Raw genomic sequence first — 17,280 nt, forward strand, 5'->3', positions numbered from 1 at the left:
CGCGATCGGTTGCGACCTCGGCTTTAAAGTTCTATTTTAGAACTGTCAATAGCGGATTGGGCTCTGCGGTAACGGTCGACGCACAAACGGTTGAACGAGCCTCAGTGCCGAATTAGAATGAATCCTGCTTCGCGGACTGCAGGTGACTGGAGACATTGATGAAATGGGATACGCTTGAAGAGGAGCCGTGCTCGCTGGCCCGCACGGTGGCCGTGATCGGCGACCGCTGGAGTCTCCTGATCCTGCGCGAGTGCTTTCTTCGCAAGCGGAGGTTCGAGGCGTTCCAGTCCTCGCTCGGCATCACCCGCCATCTGCTCGCCGAGCGGCTGAAGAAGCTGGTGCGCTTCGGCGTGCTGCGCCGAATCCCGTACCAGGAATCGCCGAAGCGCTACGAATATATCCTGACGCAGAAGGGCCTCGACCTCTATCCGATCATCATGTCGATCGTGCACTGGGGCAACATCCACATGGTCGACTCGCGCGGCCGACCGATGCTGCATCAGCACAAGAACTGCGGACACATGTTCGACCCGGTGATGGTCTGCTCGGAATGCGGCGAGCCGCTGTCGGCCAAGGCCGTCCATGTGCATCCGGGCCCCGGCGCCCGCCAGACCTCGCCGGTGCACGCCATGGCGGCGGATGATCCGAAGGCGAAGACCAAGACCGGGACGTGACTGGGGCGCGGTAGCCCGGGTGGAGCGGAACGCGTAACCCGGGGCCGATGGATGACCCGGGTTGCGCTGCGCTCCACCGGGCTACGGGCCGGGAACCTCGCTCAAACCGGCCTAAAATCGCTCCGAATCCTTCATTTTCGGCCGGTTTTCGGCCCGTTTGCCTTGACTCTTGGCGCTTGACCGCTATAACGGCCCTCAATCCGGCGTGGGATTTCTCGCGCCGTTTGTTTTTGCGCGAATTCCGGGCACGTCCCCGCGCCGCGCGAAAATCGTAACCCATAGCGACTGAACAAGAAGCCGGCCCGGGGGATACCCCGAGGACGGGATCGAACACGAAGGAATAAAACGATGTTCGCAGTCATCAAAACCGGCGGCCGGCAGTACCGCGTCGTTCCGGATGATGTTCTCGAGATTGGCAAGATCGCCGGCGATGTCGGCACGATCGTGCAGCTTGGCGAGGTTCTGGTGGTCGGCGGCGAAACGCCGGTTCTGGGCGTGCCGACGGTGGCCGGCGCTTCGGTGGCGGCCGAGGTGCTGCAGCACAAGCGCGGTCCGAAGGTGATCGCGTTCAAGAAGCGCCGCCGCAAGAATTCCCGTCGCAAGCGCGGCTATCGCGATGAGCTGACGGTGCTGCGGATCACCGAGATCCTGACCGACAACGCGAAGCCGACGATCGGCCCGCGGCCGAAGAAGGAAAAGGTTGCTGCAGCGCCCACTGAGGATGCTGCATAAACCTTCAAAATCGCGGCGTTAGAGAAATGTGATTGTCACGTATCAAAAGTTGAAACGTGACAAAAAGTGAAATGATTCCGTCAAGGAATTGATCTAGAGAATTACTGCAGTTGGAGACGAGCTATGGCTCACAAAAAAGCAGGCGGTTCATCGCGAAACGGACGTGATTCCAAGGGCAAACGCCTTGGCGTCAAAGCGTTCGGTGGCGAGCTCGTGATTCCCGGTAACATCATCGCGCGTCAGCGCGGCACCACCTGGCATCCGGGCCTTAATGTCGGCATGGGAACCGATCATACCCTGTTCGCCAAGGTCGAGGGTCGTGTGGAGTTCCGCGCCAAAGGCAATGGCCGCACCTTCGTATCGGTAATTCCGGTGCTCGAGGCCGCAGCCGAATAGACGGTGGACGATATGAGTCCGCCGGATCCTGTTGAACCGGCGGGGCTCTAAGAGGCTCCAGGGGAGGCGGGATACCGGCCTCCCCTTTTCTGTTGCGCGTGTCCCATGTGGGGCCACGCGCAAGGATCGAAGCGTAGCGTACCGTTATCGCATCACAGGAGCCCGACATGCTGCAGGATATCCCGACCTCAATATTACGCGAGTCGAGAGGTTGCGTCCTCGAGACCGAACGGCTGACCTTGCGCAAGCCGACGCTCGCGGACGTAAAAGCAATTGCGCATCTCGCCAATGATCGTCGCATTGCAGAGAACACCCGCCGCCTGCCGCATCCTTATCTGAACGAGCATGCGGTCGAATTCGTGCGTGCGACTGCCGGGGGAGGCGGCGAGACCGTGTTCCTGATCGAGACCAGCTCCGCGCCGATAGGCGTGGTCGGCATCGACTGGCGCGAGCCTGATACTCCGGAGCTCGGCTACTGGCTCGGCGTCGAACATTGGGGCCAGGGCTTTGGCACCGAGGCCGCGCGCGCCACGATCGACTACTTCTTCGAGGAGTTCGGTCACGACTACCTGTTCTCCGGCGCCCGCGTCGCCAACCCGTCGTCGCGCAACATCCTGGAGAAATGCGGCTTCCAGTGGAGCGGCGTCGAGCTGCACCGCTTCGAAGCGCTCGGCTCCTCCACCCCGGTCGACTGCTTCCGCCTGTCGCGCAGCGTCTGGTCGTCGCTGAGGCGCTGGGGCTCATCGATGCGAAGGGATCGATAGCAGAGAAAACCGCATAGGGTCTCGCCGCAAACAACACCCGTCGTCCCCGCGAAAGCGGGGACCCATAACCACAGGAAGTTGTTGAAGCGCGAGCAAGCAGAAACTGCGCAGCGTCGTTGAGGCTACACCGGCGGGCTCACCACCGGCTCTTCCCGCCCCAGCTTCTGCTCGCGCAGGAAGATGTAGAGCCCGGCGGCGATGATGATCGCGGCCCCGACGATTGTGGCCCAGGACGGCACGTCACCCCACACGACGAAGCCGAAGATCACCGCCCAGACGATCATCGAATATTGGTAGGGCACCACCACGCTTGCCGGCGCCAGCTTCAGCGAGCGATTGACACAGAACAGCGCCGCGACCGAGATCAGCCCGGCGACGAAGAAGAGAGCAAGGCTGCCGGCATCCGGCGTCACCCAGCCGAACGGCGACAGCACGGCGCCGAGCAGGAACGTGCCGCAGAACTGCGACGAGGTCAGCACGATATCGGGTGTTGCGCGCAGCGAGCGCGTGATCAGCATCAGGACCGCGAACGACATGCTGCCGCCGAGCGCAATCATCGCCGGCAAGCTCACGGTTTGCGCTGATGGCCGGAGCGCGATCAATACGCCGCAGAAGCCGACCAGGATCGCGCTCCAGCGCCGCCAGCCGATCTGCTCGCCGAGCACCAGACCCGACAGCGCGGTGACGAAGATCGGGCCGGCAAGATAATAGGTGATGACGTCGGCGAGCGGCAGGTAGACGGTCGCAAGGAAGAAGGCGGCAACCTCGAGCGTTGACAGCGTCACCCGCAGCAATTGCAGCCAGGGACGCTCGATAGGGAAGAACGTCGCACGCTGCTTCCAGATGATCGGCAGCAGCACCACCAGTGCCGCACAGGCGCGCAGCCACAACAACTGTCCGACCGAATAGGTCGCGACGAGGAATTTCCCCATCGCATCGCCGAACGAGAACATGAAGATCGACAGCAGCATCAGCCCGATGCCGGCAAGCCGGGCGGAGCGATCATCATAGGCGGAGAGTTTTGCGAACAGGGTCATGGATGACTGGGATGCTTCTCGTCATGGCGGGATTAGAGCATGATCCGGAAAAGTGTGAGGCGGTTTTCCGAAAAGATCATGCTCAAACAATAACCTAAAGCGCGATGATGCTTCATCCTCATCTCATCGCGCTTTAGGCGGAATCGATTGCCGCATCAACATCGCTGCGATACCGGTACATCACAAAACAATTCTGCCGAGGAAAGCCCTGATATGACCGACTTCGACCCCGCCCAGCACCGCATGGTGCAAGCACAGCGCTGGTTCGAAGATTTCACCCTCGGCGAGCGCTTTGTGATCCCGAGCCGGACCCAGACCGAGGCGGTGTTCGCGGCGTTCCAGACCGCCAGCGGCGACACCCATCCGATCCACTATGACGTCGAATATTGCCGCGCCCGCGGCATGCCGCACCTGCTCGCGCACGGCTTTCAGACCCTGATCCACACCGCACCCGGCGCCGGGCTGTTTCCGTTCATCGTCGAGGAATCCATGATCGGCTTTCTCGAACAGTCGAGCCGCTTCTTGAAGCCGGTCTATGCCGGCGACACCATCTATCCCGCGCTCGAAGTGACCGAGCTTGTGCCCGGCCGCACCACCGGCGTCGTGACGTTGCGCTCCACCGTGTTCAACCAGCGCCGCGAATTGGTGCTCGAAGGCATGCAGAAGTTCTTGATCCGGCGACGGCCGGCTTAAACCCAAACGCCCTCATGCGCGAGCAGCCAGCGCTTGCGCTCCAACCCGCCGCCATATTTGACCAGCGCGCCATTGGCACCGATCAGGCGATGACAGGGCAGCACGACGCTGATCGGGTTCGAGCCGTTGGCATGACCGACAGCGCGCTGCGCGTTGGGCGCACCGAGCTTTGCCGCCATTGCGCCATAGCTCATCGTCGTGCCCACGGGGATCTTCGCCAGCGCGGTCCAGACCTTGTTTTGGAACGGCGTGCCGGCGACGCGCCACTGGATGCCGCCGAGGCGATCGAGATCGCCCTTGAAATATTCGGACAGCGCGGCGCGGATGTCCTTCGGCGCACGCGCCTGTTTCAAGACCACGGCGCCATAGTGCAGGCGCAGCAGCTCGTTCATGCGCGCCTCATAGTCCTCCCAATCCAGCGCGCGGAGCGCGCCGTCGTCATCGGTGACCAGCAACGCCACGCCGATCGGCGTTTCCAGCCGATCCAGGCCAAACGTTGTGGCCGGCTTCGTCAGTTTGTCGCGAACAGGCATTGTCGTTCCAGACATCGATGAACAGTCGCATCTTCGATCCGTCGCGTGCTACCGTCCACCCGGTTTCCGGGGATGGGGGACAAGATGTTCTGGATCGCAAACCTCTTGGTCGCGGTGGTGGCCGCGCTGCACATTTACTTCCTGATTTTGGAGATGTTTCTCTGGACCAAGCCGCTCGGCCTGAAGACGTTTCGCAACTCGATCGAGAAGGCTACCGAGTCGGCCGTGCTGGCTGCCAACCAGGGCCTCTATAACGGCTTCCTCGCGGCAGGCCTGATCTGGGGCCTGCTTCACGCCAACCCGGGCTTCGCGCTTCAGATCAAGACATTCTTCCTGCTCTGCGTAATCGTTGCCGGCGTCTATGGCGCAGCAACCGTCAGCCGCCGGATCCTCTATGTGCAGGCGGCGCCGGCTACGCTCGCGCTGATTCTGCTCTGGCTTGCCTAGGGCATTTTCGAGCGAAGCATGCCCTCGGACTTGATCCGAGGGTGGACACCGGTTCGCGTGAAGAAAACGCGTCAAAACAAGAATCTGGAGCTTCGGTTCTGATTCCATCAGAACCGAAGCTCCAGCCAACACCCTACTTTGGTCGACTGATATCGCTCGGCTTTTCAGCACGACTCCACCTTGCATTGCAGCAAGGGTTCCTCCACTATCGCCGCTAGCGATGGCATCCGGCGGGCCTTTAAGTCCGGCGGAGAAGATCATCGGCACAATCACAACACATGAGGAAACTGCGAATGAGGAACGGGTTTTTGCATCTGGTCACAGGGACGGCGCTGGCATTCGCGCTGTCGGTTTCGGCGGCCAATGCCCAGAAGAAATACGACCCCGGCGCCAGCGACACCGAGATCAAGGTCGGCCAGACCGTGCCGTTCTCCGGACCTGCATCGGCCTATGCCTCGATCGGCAAGACCCAGGCCGCCTATATGAAGATGATCAACGACCAGGGCGGCGTGAACGGACGCAAGATCAACCTGATCCAGTACGACGACGCCTACTCGCCGCCGAAGGCCGTCGAGCAGGCGCGCAAGCTGGTCGAAAGCGACGAGGTGCTTCTGACCTTCCAGATCGTCGGCACGCCATCCAATGCCGCGGTCCAGAAATATCTCAACTCCAAGAAGGTGCCGCAGCTTTTCGCAGCAACCGGCGCCTCGAAGTTCACCGACCCGAAGAATTTCCCGTGGACGATGGGCTTCAATCCGAACTACTTCGTCGAGGGCCGTATCTACGGCCAGTACATTCTGAAGAACCATCCGAACGCCAAGGTCGGCATCCTCTATCAGAACGACGACCTCGGCAAAGACTACCTGAACGGCATCAAAGCCGGCCTCGGCGACAAGGCGGCCAGCATGGTGGTGACGGAAGCCTCCTACGAGGTCTCAGATCCGACCGTGGATTCGCAGATCCTGAAGATCAAGGACGCCGGTGCGGACTTGTTCTTCAGCGCCACCACGCCGAAGCAGGCGGCGCAGGCGATCAAGAAGATCGCCGAACTCGGCTGGAAGCCAGTGCAGATCGTCGACATCAACGCGACCTCCGTCGGCGCGGTGATGAAGCCCGCCGGCCTCGAGGCGGCCAAGGGCGTGATCAGCGTCAACTACGGCAAGGATCCGCTCGATCCGACCTGGAAGGATGATGCCGGCATGAAGAAGTATTTCGAGTTCATGGCCAAGTACTATCCGGAAGGCGATAAGGACTCGAACTTCAACACCTACGGCTACTCGACCGCGCAGCTCCTGATCCATGTGCTCAAGGAGTGCGGCGACAATCTCACGCGCGAGAACGCGATGAAGCAGGCCGCCAGCCTCAAGAACGTGCAGCTCGACCTCTCGCTGCCCGGCATCGTCGCCAACACCTCGCCGACCGATTACCGCGTCAACAAGCAGCTCCAGATGATGCGCTTCAACGGCGAGCGCTGGGAACTGTTCGGTCCGATCCTCGAGGACGCCGGCCCCGCGGGTTAGTGGGACGGCTTATGGAAGACACGATCGGCGGCCTCCGGGCCGCCGATTTGTTTTATGCGTCGCTGCGCTGCTTGACCCTCATGGCGAGGAGCGCGCAGCGCGTCTCGAGACGACGCTGCGCATCGCTCGGAGAACCATGAGGCCCCGCCCGTGGCCTCGCCTTTCGAGACGGTCGCTTCGCGACCTCCTCAGGGGATAGGGCGGAGCACGCTGCCCCATCCGCCATTGCGAGCGCAAGCGAAGCAATCCATCTCTCCACTCGCGGAGGCATGGATTGCTTCGCTCCGCTCGCAATGACAGGAAAAAGCCTACTTCGGAATCTCCCCGAACGTCTTGCCCACCGGCAACACGGCATGCCTGATCAATCGCGAATCCTCCACCGCGGCCTGGCGGTGCTTCACCGCTTCGCGATAGACGGGATCGCGGATCATTTCGACGAAGGCGGCGACGCTTGGGTATTCGGCGATGAAGCTATGATCCCAGCGTTCGGCCTCGGGCCCGATCAGCATCAATTCGAAGCGGCCCTGCCAGACGATGCGGCCGCCGAGCCGCTCGAACACCGGCCCGCTCTCGCGGCCATAGGCCGCATAGGCTTCGGCGCCGGTCACCTTGCGGCCGTCCGGATAGGCGGCCCATTCGCGCAGGCGAACCAGATTGAGCATGTGGATCGGCCCCGGCCGATCACTCTCCCTGAACTGCGCGAAGACTTCCTTGGTCGGATCGATATGGCCCATGCGTCGCTCCTTTCTTTGTTTGGCGCGTTTTCTACGCCTGGTTCCCCAATCCTTACCACGCGCCGCCTCACCTCCTAATCCCGCGTTAAGCTTTGCGTAACCGGGCCTTAAACCGGGAACGCTAGCGTGCGGCGGAACGTGGTGTGAGCAGCGTTTGTGGATGGCGTGGGGAAAGAAAAAGAGCGGCGGGCGCAAGGAGCCGCTATTCGGGCTTCCGGCCGCGCTCGCCGATTTGCGGCTCTCGCCGGCCGACCGCATCCCCAATCCCGAAGACAGACCGAAGAAATCCGCCAAGCGCAGCAGTAACGGCAGCAGCGGCAGCAGTGACCCCGGCGCGGAACCGCCGCGCGAGCGCAAGCCTGCCCCGAGTGGCGGGAAACGGCGGAAATCGCGCGGCGGCTTTTCGATCGGCCGCCTGTTCTATTGGGGCGTGGTGCTCGGCCTGTGGGCGGCGATTGCGGTTATCGGCGTCGTGGTCTGGGTCGGCGCGCATCTGCCGCCGATCCAATCGCTCGAAATCCCGAAGCGCCCGCCGACGATCCAGATCGTCGGCATGGACGGCAGCGTGCTGGCGCAGCGCGGCGAAATGGCCGGCGCCAATGTCGCGCTGAAGGACCTGCCGCCATACCTACCGAAAGCCTTCATCGCCATCGAGGACCGCCGCTTCTACTCGCATTACGGTGTCGACCCGATCGGCATCGCGCGCGCAGCGGTGACCAATCTCCTGCGTCGCGGCGTGTCGCAGGGCGGCTCGACGCTGACGCAGCAGCTCGCCAAGAATCTGTTCCTCACCCAGGAGCGCACCATGCAGCGCAAGCTGCAGGAGGCCGAGCTCGCGATCTGGCTGGAGCGCAAGCATTCCAAGAACGAGATCTTGGAGCTCTATCTCAACCGCGTCTATTTCGGCTCCGGCGCCTACGGCGTAGAGGCCGCGGCGCAACGCTATTTCGGCAAGTCCGCCAAGAACGTGACATTGGCGGAAGCCGCGATGCTTGCAGGCCTCGTCAAATCGCCGTCGCGGCTGGCGCCGAACCGCAATCCTGAAGGCGCCGAGCAGCGCGCGCAGGTCGTGCTGTCGGCGATGGCGGACGCCAAGTTCATCACCGAGACCCAGGCGCAGGCCTCGATCGGCCATCCCTCCTACAACGTGAAGCCGGCCGGCGCCGGCACCGTGAACTATGTCGCCGACTGGATCGGCGAAGTGCTCGACGACCTCGTCGGCCAGATCGACCAGAACATCACGGTCGAGACCACGATCTATCCGAAGCTGCAGAACGTCGCCGAAGCCGCCATCATCGACGAGCTCGCCGCCAAGAGCGTGAAGTTCAACGTCACCCAGGGCGCGCTGGTGGCGATGACGCCCGAGGGCGCGGTGCGCGCCATGGTGGGCGGACGAAACTATGCCGAGAGCCAGTACAACCGCGCGGTGACCGCCAAGCGCCAGCCCGGCTCGGCCTTCAAGCCGTTCGTCTATCTCACCGCGGTCGAGGCCGGGCTGACGCCGGAGACGATCCGCACCGATGCGCCGCTCGATATCAAGGGCTGGAAGCCGGAGAACTACACCCACGAATATTTCGGCTCGGTGACGCTGACGCAGGCGCTGGCGATGTCGCTGAACACGGTCGCGGTCAGGCTCGGGCTCGAGGTCGGGCCGAAGAACGTGGTGCGGACCGCACACCGGCTCGGCATCTCCTCCAAGCTCGACGCCAACCCCTCGATCGCGCTCGGCACCTCCGAGGTCTCGGTGATCGAGCTGGTCGGCGCCTACGCGCCCTTTGCCAATGGTGGCACCGCCGTCTCGCCGCATGTGGTGACGAGGATCCGCACCGATAAAGGCAAGCTGCTCTACGTCCGCCCGGCCGACCCGCTCGCCCGGGTGGTCGAGCCGCGTTATGTCGCGATGATGAACGCGATGATGATGGAGACGCTGATTTCCGGCACCGCGCGCAAGGCCGAAATTCCGGGCTGGACCGCGGCCGGCAAGACCGGCACCAGCCAGGATTTCCGCGATGCCTGGTTCATCGGCTACACCGCCAATCTCGTCACCGGCGTCTGGCTCGGCAACGACGACAATTCGCCCACCAAGAAGGCGACCGGCGGTGGACTGCCGGTGGAGGTGTGGAGCCGCTTCATGCGCACGGCGCATCAGGGCGTGCCGGTCGCGAGCCTGCCGAATTCGCAAGTCGGCTGGGCGCTGTCGAACCTGGTGCAGGCCTCGTCGCAGGTCAGCGCGCCATCACCGCAGTCGCTCGCGCCACCCGCACCCGTTCCATCCGCCGGTCAGTATCGCCCGCCAACGCCGGCGCCGACGCGGGCCTCCACGCCGCCCAATCCCGGTGCGCGTCCGGAAGCTGCGGCGGGATTGGATGGTTGGCTGGTCGATCGCCTGTTCGGCGGCCGCTGATCGCGTAGTTCTTGTAGGATGGGTAGAGCGAAGCGAAACCCATCAATTGGGCCGCGGCGGCGAAGGTGATGGGTTTCGCTTCGCTCTACCCATCCTACGAGTCTAGCTATTCCGTCCTCCCGGCGAAGGCCGGGACCCATACCGCGTGATCTGTCGATAAGGATTCGGGGCAGTCGCCGTCCGCAAAACTGCTCCCTGGGGTTATGGGTCCCGGGTCAAGCCCGGGACGACGGCGGAGTGGTGGCGAGAGCGCGGCTTAATCCTCGATCCCGTAGCGGTGCAGGTCGTTGCCGTGGGTGTCGAGCCAGGTCTTGGCGCGATCCACCGACGAGCAGATCCGGCCCACGGTCTTCCAGAACCGCAGCGAGTGATTCATCTCGACCAAATGCGAGACTTCATGCGCGGCGAGATAGTCGAGCACGTAGGGCGGCGCGAGGATCAGGCGCCAGGAGAACGACAGCGATCCGTGCGAAGTGCAGGAACCCCAGCGGCTCGATTGATCGCGGATCGAGACACGGCGCACGCGCACACCGAGTTCCGCCGCATAGGCCAAGGAAGCCTTCTGCAGATCCTTGCGCGCTTCGCGCTTGAGGAAGTCGTGCACGCGGCGGTCCATGTGCTCCGGCTCGCCGGCCACGCACAAAATCCTTTCGCCGCTGTCACGGATCTCGGTCCACACCGTCCCGCGTTCGCCGGCGCGATGCACGAGCCGATGCGGCACGCCGCGCAGCGGCACCACTGTGCCGGGTTGGAACGGTGCCGCCTTCGGCAGACGACCGAGACGCGCGGCGATCCAGCCGCCATGAAGCTGCGCAAAGTCGCGCGCATCGGCGATGGTGCCGCGCGGCGGCATCGTGAGGATCGCTTCGCGGTCAGTTGGATGAATGCGAAGCGTGTAGCGACGCGCGCGCCTATGCCGCCGTAGCCTGATCGCGAAATATTGGGAGCCGTGCTTGATGAGAAGAGTCGAGGGTTCGGCGGGCCGCCGATAGAGGAGCGCGCGAGTAGCCATTTCTGAGAGTCCGGGGAGGAAGAGTTCGCCCGGATTCTGCCATATCCGCCGCCAGGGAAATCGCTCGGCGCAAAAACAAATCATTTGCCCAATATACAGAGGCTGCCCGTGGTTTGACCCCCACATCGTGGGGTCGGAACCCGAAAAATTTGGGCCGACCCGGCCCGAAATCACCCCCCAAGGAACGAGTCAAAACTCATTCCTTGAGCGATCGCCGAATCCGGATTCTTTTAATCAATTCAGCGACTTACAAACCCACCCAAAACGGGCTCGATCACGTCGCTATTCAGCGGCTGCGACCAAGGAAAGCCGTGTATTCGCCGACGAAACCATGAAATCGGAGATGCGCGGCACGATTTCAGCGCGGAAACGCGAACCGTTGAACACACCATAGTGTCCGACGCCCTTCTGCACGTAATGCACGCGGCGATGATCGGGAATCGACGTGCACAAAGCATGCGTCGCTTCGGTCTGGCCAAGGCCGGAGATGTCGTCCTTCTCGCCTTCCACCGTCATCAACGCAACGCGCCTGATCTTGGAGGGAACGACCAGCTCGCCACGATGGGTCATCTCGCCCTTCGGCAGCGCGTGCTTGACGAAGACGAGGTCGACCGTCTGCAGATAATACTCGGCGGTCAGGTCCATCACCGCGAGATATTCGTCATAGAATTCGCGATGCTTGTCGACGAGATCACCGTCGCCCTTCACCAGATTGGCGAACAGCGCCTTGTGCGCATCCATGTGGCGGTCGAGATTCATGCTGATGAAGCCGTTGAGCTGCAGGAATCCCGGATAGACGTCGCGCATCATGCCAGGATGCGGGAACGGCACCTTGGTGATGACATTGTTGCGGAACCATTCGATGCCGCGTTCGGCGGCGAGGTTGTTGACCGCAGTCGGATTGCGGCGGGTGTCGATCGGGCCGCCCATCAGCGTCATCGACAGCGGCACGAAGGGATCGCGCCGCGCTTCCATGAGCGAGACCGCGACCACCACAGGCACCGAGGGCTGGCAGACCGCGATGACATGCATGTTGCCGCCGAGCGCATGCAGCATCTCGATGAGGTAATCGACATAGTCATCGAGATCGAAGCGACCTTCGGACAGCGGCACCATGCGCGCATCGGCCCAATCGGTGATGTAGACCTCGTGGGTCGGCAAGAAGGCTTCGACCGTGCCACGCAGCAGCGTCGCGTAATGGCCGGACATCGGCGCCACGATCAGCACGCGCGGCTGGGGGCTGCGGAGCGGCCGGGTCAGCTTGCGATCGAAATAGAGCAGCCGGCAGAACGGCTTTTCCCAGACCGTGCGGACTTCAACCGCCGTACGCACGCCGTTGACCTCGGTCTCGTCGAGGCCCCAGTCCGGCTTGCCGTAGCGGCGGGTGGTTCGCTCGAACAGTTCGCAAGCCGCGGCGACGGATTTGCCGACTTCGGTATGCGTCCACGGATTGAGCGGATTCTGAAACAGGATCTTGGTGGCGTCGGTCACCGCGCGCGCCGGGTTCAGCGACGAATGCGCCATCTCGTACATCCAGTACAGTGGCGTCGTGAGCGCCGGACTGCCTTCGGCCGCCAGCGGCGGGGCGCCGCCAAATTCACCAATCGGCATTTGCTTCAAAATCCTTGTTTGCGACGCAGCATACTGGCCAATGAGTAATAAAGCGTCAATGCACCGATCGGTCCATTTATGCCTCGAAAAGCCGTAAATAACCGGGAATCCACGGGAAAGTGAAAGTTATTCGCCACTGCTGAGCAGCGAGCCGTTGCGTTTGGCGCTGCGCAAAAGGGCAAGAAAGATCGAAAATGACGCGACAAGCAGCACCGCGTTGATGACGAGGGCGTCGACCATCAGCTCGGTGCGGAAGTCGTGGTCGATCAAGAGCGCCCGCATGCCCTCGAACACATAGGTCGGCGGCAGCATCCAGGCGACGACCTGCAGCCAGGGCGGCAAGACGCTGACGGGATAATAGATGCAGGCAAGCGGCATCAGCGCGAACATCAGCGTCCAGACGATGCTCTCCGCGCCGAGCCCGTTCCGCAGCACGAGGCCGGAGGCGAAAATGCCGACCGACCAGCTCATGAAGATCAGGTTGCAGAAGAAGGCGATCAGCGGCAGGCCAATGGCGTAGAAGTTGAACCCGAAGAAGAACAGCGCCAGCAGCGTCATCGGAATGACGCCGATGGCGAGGCGGATCAGGCTCATGATCATCAGCGAGATCAGGAACTCGATCGGCTTCAGCGGACTCATCATGAGATTGCCGAGGTTGCGCGCGCACATCTCCTCAAGGAACGAGATCGAAAATCCGAGCTGGCCGCGGAACAGGATGTCCCACAGGATGACCGCGCCGATCAGGGTGCCGCCGGCCTGCGCAAAGAAGCCCGAGGTCTGCGAAATGTAGTTCTGCAGGAAACCCCAGGTGATGATCTGCAGCGCCGGCCAATAGACCAGTTCCAATAGTCGCGGCCAGGACGACAGCAACAGGTACCAATAGCGCAGCACCATCGCGTTGATGCGGTTGAGCGACAGCCCGCGATGGACAGCAATCTCGCTCATGTCGCGCTCTCCCGGGTACGGCCGCGGGCGACGTCTAGGAACACCTCTTCCAGTGTGTCGCGGTTGTAGCGGGCCATGATCCGATCGGGACTGTCGTCATCCTCGATCTTGCCGCGCTTCATGATGATGACGCGGTCGCACAGCCGCTCCACCTCCAGCATGTTGTGCGAGGCGAGCAGGATCGTCGCGTTATGGCTCTTGCGGTAGTTCTCCAGGTGCTGCCGCACCCAATCGGCGGTATCGGGATCGAGCGAGGCGGTCGGCTCGTCCAGGAGCAACAGGTCAGGTTCGTTGATCAGTGCCTTGGCGAGCGCCACGCGCGTCTTCTGGCCGGCGGACAGCTTGCCGTTGGCTCGGTCGATGAAGTCGCGCAGATCGAGATCGGAGGCGAGCCGATCGATCCGCTCTGTGAGATTCCGCACGGCATAGAGCCGGCCGAAGATCGTGAGATTCTGGCGCACGGTGAGCCGCATCGGCATGTCGACATAGGGGCTCTCGAAATTCATCCGCCCGAGCACCTCGGCGCTCTGCTCGGGCATCGGAAAGCCCAGCACATGGATGCGGCCGGAGGTCGGCAGCACCAGGCCCATGATCATGGCGATCGTCGTGGTCTTGCCGGCGCCATTGCCGCCGAGCAGCCCGGTGATGCTGCCGCGCGCGATCCGGAACGAGACATCGTCGACCGCGCGGGTGGCCTTGTAGACCTTCACCAGATGCGCGACATCGATCGCGGCCGAAGCTACGGGATCGGAAGCTGGCGGCTTACGCGAAATTGTCTGTTCGATGTTCATTCAACCCGTTTCATTGAGGCATCACGTCCCCGAGCGCAAGGAGCTCGTCATGCCCGGGCTTGTCCCGGGCATCCACGTCTTACTCTCCCTCGGCGGCAAGAACGTGGATGGCCGGGACAAGCCCGGCCATGACGGAGGCCACAACAGCCAGATCACGCGCGTTTGTGATCGAGCTGTCGTGTAGCTAGAGTGAGGATATGACCGACGTTGCCGCCTCCGATTTCCGCCAACCACGCCGCCATGTTCGCCTGGATACAATTCTGCGGCTGCGTTGGCTGGCCGCGCTCGGCCAGCTCGCCGCGATCTTCATTGTCGCGCAGGGCCTGGAATTCGACGTCCCCGTCATCCCCTGCATCGCCATCATCGCGCTGTCGGCGCTGCTCAATCTCGCCCTGCAGATCGCGTTCAACCCGATGCAGCGGCTGGAGCCGATCTATGCCGCGGCGCTGCTCGCGCTCAACATTGTCGAGCTTGCCGGCTTATTGTTCCTGACCGGCGGCCTGCAGAATCCGTTCTCATATTTGTTCCTGGCGCCGGTCCTGATTTCCGCCACCGCGCTGCCGGTCCGGCTGACGATCGCGCTCGGCTGTCTCGCGGTCGCCTGCGCATCGGCGCTGGTGTTCTTTCATTTGCCGCTGCCCTGGGACGCCGACGATCCGCTGGTGTTGCCGCCGATCTATCTGTTCGGCGTCTGGCTCTCGATCCTGCTCGCGATCGGCGTCACCAGCCTGTACGCGTTCCAGGTCACCGAGGACACGCGAAAGCTCTCGGACGCGCTGGCTGCGACCGAGCTGGTATTGGCGCGCGAGCAGCATCTGACCCAGCTCGACGGCCTTGCGGCCGCGGCCGCGCACGAGCTTGGCACGCCGCTCGCAACCATCTTCCTGATCTCGCGCGAGCTGGAAGGTACGGTGAAGGACGGCCCGCTCGCTGCCGACCTGAAGACGCTGCGCGAACAGGCGCAGCGCTGCCGCGACATCCTGGGCAAGATCACCCAGCTCTCCTCCACCGGTGCGCCGTTCGACCGCATGAAACTGTCGACGCTGATCGAGGAGGCTGTTGCACCGCACCGCGATTTCGGCGTTGCAATCAAGGTGCGGCTTGCTGTCGCAGTCACCACGGAACCGGTCGGCGCCCGCAATCCCGCGATCCTCTATGGCGTCGGCAACATCCTGGAAAATGCAGTGGATTTCGCCAACCAGACCGTCGAGGTGAATGCCTGGTGGAACACAGACACCGTCGAAATCGTCATTTCCGATGATGGCCCCGGCATCGCCCCTGATATGCTGAACCGGATCGGCGAGCCCTATTTGTCGCGGCGCCGCAGTGCGGATGAGGCGCAAAACGGCCGCACAGGGCTTGGTCTTGGCGTTTTCATCGCGCGGACGCTGCTGGAGCGCACCGGCGCCAAGGTCACGTTCACCAACCGCGTGTTTCCCGATCACGGCGCCGTGGTTCAGATCGTGTGGCCCCGCGACGTGTTCGAGACGAACGATGCCGCCGACGACATGATGGGCTGAACACAATTCGACAATTTGACGCATTAATCGCCGATTTCGGGCGGCCTTGGCATCGCCGCAGTCACACGCCATATGTTTGGGATTGGAGAAGGGATAGCAGAACCGTGAACGCCATCGCCGAACTGAACGATCAAACCGACCGCTCATTGCTCATCGTCGAGGACGACAAGCCGTTTCTGGAGCGCCTGTCGCGCGCCATGGAGACCCGCGGCTTCACCGTGACATCCTGCGATACTGTGTCCGATGGTCTGGCGCAGATCGGAAAGGCCGCGCCTGCGTTTGCGGTGGTCGATCTCCGTTTGGGCGACGGCAACGGCCTCGACGTCGTCTCGGCGTTGAAGCGCAAGCGCCCCGATGCGCGCGCGATCGTGCTCACCGGCTATGGCAACATCGCCACCGCCGTGACTGCGGTGAAGATGGGCGCGATCGATTATCTCTCGAAGCCCGCGGACGCCGACGATGTCGTCGCAGCATTGCTGGCGAGCGGCACCGAGAAATCCGAACCGCCGTCCAACCCGATGTCGGCCGACCGCGTGCGCTGGGAGCACATCCAGCGCATCTACGAGATGTGTAACCGCAACGTCTCGGAAACCGCGCGCCGCCTCAACATGCACCGCCGGACGCTGCAGCGCATCCTGGCCAAGCGCGCGCCGCGGTAATTCGTAGCGTTAATTTGTAGGGCGGGCAAAGCGCAGCGTGCCCACCATTCACGATCGGTGCAAGAGAAGGTGGGCACACTTCGCTTTGCCCACCCTACGGCTCCCCTGTTTCCCCTCATGGTGAGGAGCCGCGCAGCGGCGTCTCGAACCATGAGGCCCCGTCTGTGGCCTCATCCTTCGAGACGCGCGTTCCGCGCTCCTCAGGATGGGGGTCTCACCCTAATCTAAAACTCCGCATGGCCCTGCGGGTCGAGCAAGCGGTTGAACCGCTGCGCCGCCGCGATCGCAAAGCGCACCGTCATCAGCTTGCGGGTCGGCGCCGGCAGCCGATGCTCCGGCGCCTCGCAATGCATGTGCGCGCCATAGGCGTCGGCGATGATCAGACCGGTATCAGTGGGAAAGATCTCGCACGGCAGATCCTGCGTGAAGGCAAAGAACAGCCGGTCGCAATGGAGGCGATAGTCCTGCCATTTCTGGTCGGCGCGCAAGTCCTCCACCGACGACTTGATCTCGACGATCCAGATCTCGCCGCGCTCGTTCAGCGCCACGAGATCGGCACGCCGGCCCGACGGCAGCGGCAATTCGCTGATGCAGGAGAACCCGAGCGAGCGCAACAGTCGCGCCGTGCCGCGCGCGATCGCAAGCGCCGTCTCCGACTGGCGACGGTCCGGCGGCGGAACAAGAGCGATGTTGCGGGCGGACGATTCCATATCAATAACCTAGCCGATTCCGCCGGACCACCCAACACGGCTATGGCGGGAACCCAAGCTGCTCTCTCCGCTTAATAGACGGCCGCTGAATCACCCGG

19 protein-coding genes are annotated in these 17,280 nt (G+C 62.8%); 11 read left to right on the top strand and 8 right to left on the bottom strand.

Translation table 11 applies throughout. The features are described from left to right. Positions 1 to 158 precede the first annotated feature (158 nt). The 4 genes from ACZIRK_RS06685 to ACZIRK_RS06700 all read left to right on the top strand — a co-directional run bounded on the left by ACZIRK_RS06685 (position 159) and on the right by ACZIRK_RS06700 (position 2,566). On the top strand, positions 159 to 674 hold the full coding sequence (locus tag ACZIRK_RS06685; RefSeq protein WP_028162425.1) for a winged helix-turn-helix transcriptional regulator: 516 nt from the start codon (positions 159 to 161) through the stop codon (positions 672 to 674). Positions 675 to 1,022: 348 nt separating this feature from the next. Beyond that, complete coding sequence (gene rplU, locus ACZIRK_RS06690; RefSeq protein ID WP_130227986.1) at positions 1,023 to 1,406, top strand: 50S ribosomal protein L21; 384 nt, start codon at positions 1,023 to 1,025, stop codon at positions 1,404 to 1,406. A gap of 123 nt (positions 1,407 to 1,529) precedes the next feature. Further along, positions 1,530 to 1,802 (top strand): 50S ribosomal protein L27, encoded by a 273-nt coding sequence (rpmA, locus tag ACZIRK_RS06695; RefSeq protein ID WP_027583052.1) that lies wholly within the window; start codon positions 1,530 to 1,532, stop codon positions 1,800 to 1,802. Between the two features lie 167 nt (positions 1,803 to 1,969). Continuing rightward, complete coding sequence (locus ACZIRK_RS06700; protein WP_130227985.1) at positions 1,970 to 2,566, top strand: GNAT family N-acetyltransferase; 597 nt, start codon at positions 1,970 to 1,972, stop codon at positions 2,564 to 2,566. A 122-nt stretch (positions 2,567 to 2,688) separates the two neighbouring features. On the opposite strand, the gene ACZIRK_RS06705 is transcribed toward ACZIRK_RS06700, so the two are convergent. Further along, on the bottom strand, positions 2,689 to 3,603 hold the full coding sequence (locus tag ACZIRK_RS06705; protein WP_130227984.1) for a DMT family transporter: 915 nt from the start codon (positions 3,601 to 3,603) through the stop codon (positions 2,689 to 2,691). A gap of 213 nt (positions 3,604 to 3,816) precedes the next feature. Here ACZIRK_RS06705 and ACZIRK_RS06710 point away from each other — a divergent pair, with 213 nt between their 5' ends. Beyond that, positions 3,817 to 4,296 (top strand): MaoC family dehydratase, encoded by a 480-nt coding sequence (locus ACZIRK_RS06710; RefSeq protein ID WP_028162430.1) that lies wholly within the window; start codon positions 3,817 to 3,819, stop codon positions 4,294 to 4,296. Here ACZIRK_RS06710 and ACZIRK_RS06715 read toward each other — a convergent pair. Then, complete coding sequence (locus ACZIRK_RS06715; RefSeq protein WP_130227983.1) at positions 4,293 to 4,829, bottom strand: methylated-DNA--[protein]-cysteine S-methyltransferase; 537 nt, start codon at positions 4,827 to 4,829, stop codon at positions 4,293 to 4,295. The two genes, ACZIRK_RS06710 and ACZIRK_RS06715, sit on opposite strands and share 4 nt — an antisense overlap. An 84-nt stretch (positions 4,830 to 4,913) precedes the next feature. Here ACZIRK_RS06715 and ACZIRK_RS06720 point away from each other — a divergent pair, with 84 nt between their 5' ends. Together ACZIRK_RS06720 and ACZIRK_RS06725 are read left to right on the top strand one after the other, a co-directional pair. Next, positions 4,914 to 5,276 (top strand): DUF1304 domain-containing protein, encoded by a 363-nt coding sequence (locus tag ACZIRK_RS06720; protein ID WP_130227982.1) that lies wholly within the window; start codon positions 4,914 to 4,916, stop codon positions 5,274 to 5,276. A 293-nt stretch (positions 5,277 to 5,569) separates the two neighbouring features. Further along, positions 5,570 to 6,796 (top strand): ABC transporter substrate-binding protein, encoded by a 1,227-nt coding sequence (locus ACZIRK_RS06725; RefSeq protein ID WP_463327092.1) that lies wholly within the window; start codon positions 5,570 to 5,572, stop codon positions 6,794 to 6,796. A gap of 308 nt (positions 6,797 to 7,104) precedes the next feature. Here the strand turns inward: ACZIRK_RS06725 and ACZIRK_RS06730 are convergent, their stop codons facing one another. Then, the gene (locus ACZIRK_RS06730) at positions 7,105 to 7,530 is read right to left on the bottom strand and encodes a DUF1330 domain-containing protein (protein ID WP_130227980.1); all 426 of its coding nucleotides are present in this window, start codon (positions 7,528 to 7,530) and stop codon (positions 7,105 to 7,107) included. Between the two features lie 160 nt (positions 7,531 to 7,690). Between ACZIRK_RS06730 and ACZIRK_RS06735 the strand changes: the two genes are divergently transcribed. Further along, positions 7,691 to 9,934, top strand: a complete 2,244-nt coding sequence (locus tag ACZIRK_RS06735) for a transglycosylase domain-containing protein (protein WP_463327093.1) — start codon at positions 7,691 to 7,693, stop codon at positions 9,932 to 9,934. A 256-nt stretch (positions 9,935 to 10,190) separates the two neighbouring features. Here ACZIRK_RS06735 and ACZIRK_RS06740 read toward each other — a convergent pair whose 3' ends face one another. From ACZIRK_RS06740 to ACZIRK_RS06755, 4 genes are all read right to left on the bottom strand, one after another. Beyond that, entirely contained in the window at positions 10,191 to 11,030 is an 840-nt protein-coding gene (locus ACZIRK_RS06740; protein ID WP_130227978.1) for a M48 family metallopeptidase, read from the bottom strand. A gap of 198 nt (positions 11,031 to 11,228) precedes the next feature. Continuing rightward, on the bottom strand, positions 11,229 to 12,557 hold the full coding sequence (locus ACZIRK_RS06745) for a polyhydroxyalkanoate depolymerase (protein WP_130227977.1): 1,329 nt from the start codon (positions 12,555 to 12,557) through the stop codon (positions 11,229 to 11,231). 126 nt (positions 12,558 to 12,683) lie between these two features. Beyond that, the gene (locus ACZIRK_RS06750) at positions 12,684 to 13,502 is read right to left on the bottom strand and encodes an ABC transporter permease (protein ID WP_463327094.1); all 819 of its coding nucleotides are present in this window, start codon (positions 13,500 to 13,502) and stop codon (positions 12,684 to 12,686) included. Further along, a complete protein-coding gene (locus ACZIRK_RS06755; protein ID WP_130227975.1) occupies positions 13,499 to 14,293 on the bottom strand; it encodes an ABC transporter ATP-binding protein in 795 nt (264 codons plus the stop codon). Before ACZIRK_RS06755 ends, ACZIRK_RS06750 begins: the two co-directional genes overlap by 4 nt. Positions 14,294 to 14,342: 49 nt before the next feature. On the opposite strand from ACZIRK_RS06755, the gene ACZIRK_RS06760 reads away from it, so the two are divergent. From ACZIRK_RS06760 to ACZIRK_RS06770, 3 genes are all read left to right on the top strand, one after another. Continuing rightward, positions 14,343 to 14,477 (top strand): hypothetical protein, encoded by a 135-nt coding sequence (locus tag ACZIRK_RS06760; protein WP_463327095.1) that lies wholly within the window; start codon positions 14,343 to 14,345, stop codon positions 14,475 to 14,477. Between the two features lie 13 nt (positions 14,478 to 14,490). Next, complete coding sequence (locus ACZIRK_RS06765) at positions 14,491 to 15,813, top strand: ActS/PrrB/RegB family redox-sensitive histidine kinase (RefSeq protein WP_130227974.1); 1,323 nt, start codon at positions 14,491 to 14,493, stop codon at positions 15,811 to 15,813. 104 nt (positions 15,814 to 15,917) lie between these two features. Next, complete coding sequence (locus tag ACZIRK_RS06770; RefSeq protein ID WP_130227973.1) at positions 15,918 to 16,472, top strand: ActR/PrrA/RegA family redox response regulator transcription factor; 555 nt, start codon at positions 15,918 to 15,920, stop codon at positions 16,470 to 16,472. A 224-nt stretch (positions 16,473 to 16,696) separates the two neighbouring features. Here the strand turns inward: ACZIRK_RS06770 and ACZIRK_RS06775 are convergent, their stop codons facing one another. Continuing rightward, positions 16,697 to 17,182, bottom strand: a complete 486-nt coding sequence (locus tag ACZIRK_RS06775; RefSeq protein ID WP_028162441.1) for an MmcB family DNA repair protein — start codon at positions 17,180 to 17,182, stop codon at positions 16,697 to 16,699. Positions 17,183 to 17,280 lie beyond the last annotated feature (98 nt).

This window comes from Bradyrhizobium sp. Leo114, assembly GCF_055229415.2.

What these genes read in the sequence shown, in the direction of transcription:
- ACZIRK_RS06685 (WP_028162425.1), top strand. Translation starts at nt 159, where the DNA reads ATGAAATGGGATACGCTTGAAGAGGAGCCGTGCTCGCTGGCCCGCACG.
- ACZIRK_RS06775 (WP_028162441.1), bottom strand. Translation starts at nt 17,182, where the DNA reads ATGGAATCGTCCGCCCGCAACATCGCTCTTGTTCCGCCGCCGGACCGT.
- ACZIRK_RS06725 (WP_463327092.1), top strand. Translation starts at nt 5,570, where the DNA reads ATGAGGAACGGGTTTTTGCATCTGGTCACAGGGACGGCGCTGGCATTC.
- ACZIRK_RS06730 (WP_130227980.1), bottom strand. Translation starts at nt 7,530, where the DNA reads ATGGGCCATATCGATCCGACCAAGGAAGTCTTCGCGCAGTTCAGGGAG.
- ACZIRK_RS06720 (WP_130227982.1), top strand. Translation starts at nt 4,914, where the DNA reads ATGTTCTGGATCGCAAACCTCTTGGTCGCGGTGGTGGCCGCGCTGCAC.
- rplU (WP_130227986.1), top strand. Translation starts at nt 1,023, where the DNA reads ATGTTCGCAGTCATCAAAACCGGCGGCCGGCAGTACCGCGTCGTTCCG.
- ACZIRK_RS06705 (WP_130227984.1), bottom strand. Translation starts at nt 3,603, where the DNA reads ATGACCCTGTTCGCAAAACTCTCCGCCTATGATGATCGCTCCGCCCGG.
- ACZIRK_RS06740 (WP_130227978.1), bottom strand. Translation starts at nt 11,030, where the DNA reads ATGATTTGTTTTTGCGCCGAGCGATTTCCCTGGCGGCGGATATGGCAG.
- ACZIRK_RS06760 (WP_463327095.1), top strand. Translation starts at nt 14,343, where the DNA reads ATGCCCGGGCTTGTCCCGGGCATCCACGTCTTACTCTCCCTCGGCGGC.
- ACZIRK_RS06700 (WP_130227985.1), top strand. Translation starts at nt 1,970, where the DNA reads ATGCTGCAGGATATCCCGACCTCAATATTACGCGAGTCGAGAGGTTGC.
- ACZIRK_RS06765 (WP_130227974.1), top strand. Translation starts at nt 14,491, where the DNA reads ATGACCGACGTTGCCGCCTCCGATTTCCGCCAACCACGCCGCCATGTT.
- ACZIRK_RS06735 (WP_463327093.1), top strand. Translation starts at nt 7,691, where the DNA reads ATGGCGTGGGGAAAGAAAAAGAGCGGCGGGCGCAAGGAGCCGCTATTC.
- ACZIRK_RS06715 (WP_130227983.1), bottom strand. Translation starts at nt 4,829, where the DNA reads ATGCCTGTTCGCGACAAACTGACGAAGCCGGCCACAACGTTTGGCCTG.
- ACZIRK_RS06750 (WP_463327094.1), bottom strand. Translation starts at nt 13,502, where the DNA reads ATGAGCGAGATTGCTGTCCATCGCGGGCTGTCGCTCAACCGCATCAAC.
- rpmA (WP_027583052.1), top strand. Translation starts at nt 1,530, where the DNA reads ATGGCTCACAAAAAAGCAGGCGGTTCATCGCGAAACGGACGTGATTCC.
- ACZIRK_RS06710 (WP_028162430.1), top strand. Translation starts at nt 3,817, where the DNA reads ATGACCGACTTCGACCCCGCCCAGCACCGCATGGTGCAAGCACAGCGC.
- ACZIRK_RS06745 (WP_130227977.1), bottom strand. Translation starts at nt 12,557, where the DNA reads ATGCCGATTGGTGAATTTGGCGGCGCCCCGCCGCTGGCGGCCGAAGGC.
- ACZIRK_RS06755 (WP_130227975.1), bottom strand. Translation starts at nt 14,293, where the DNA reads ATGAACATCGAACAGACAATTTCGCGTAAGCCGCCAGCTTCCGATCCC.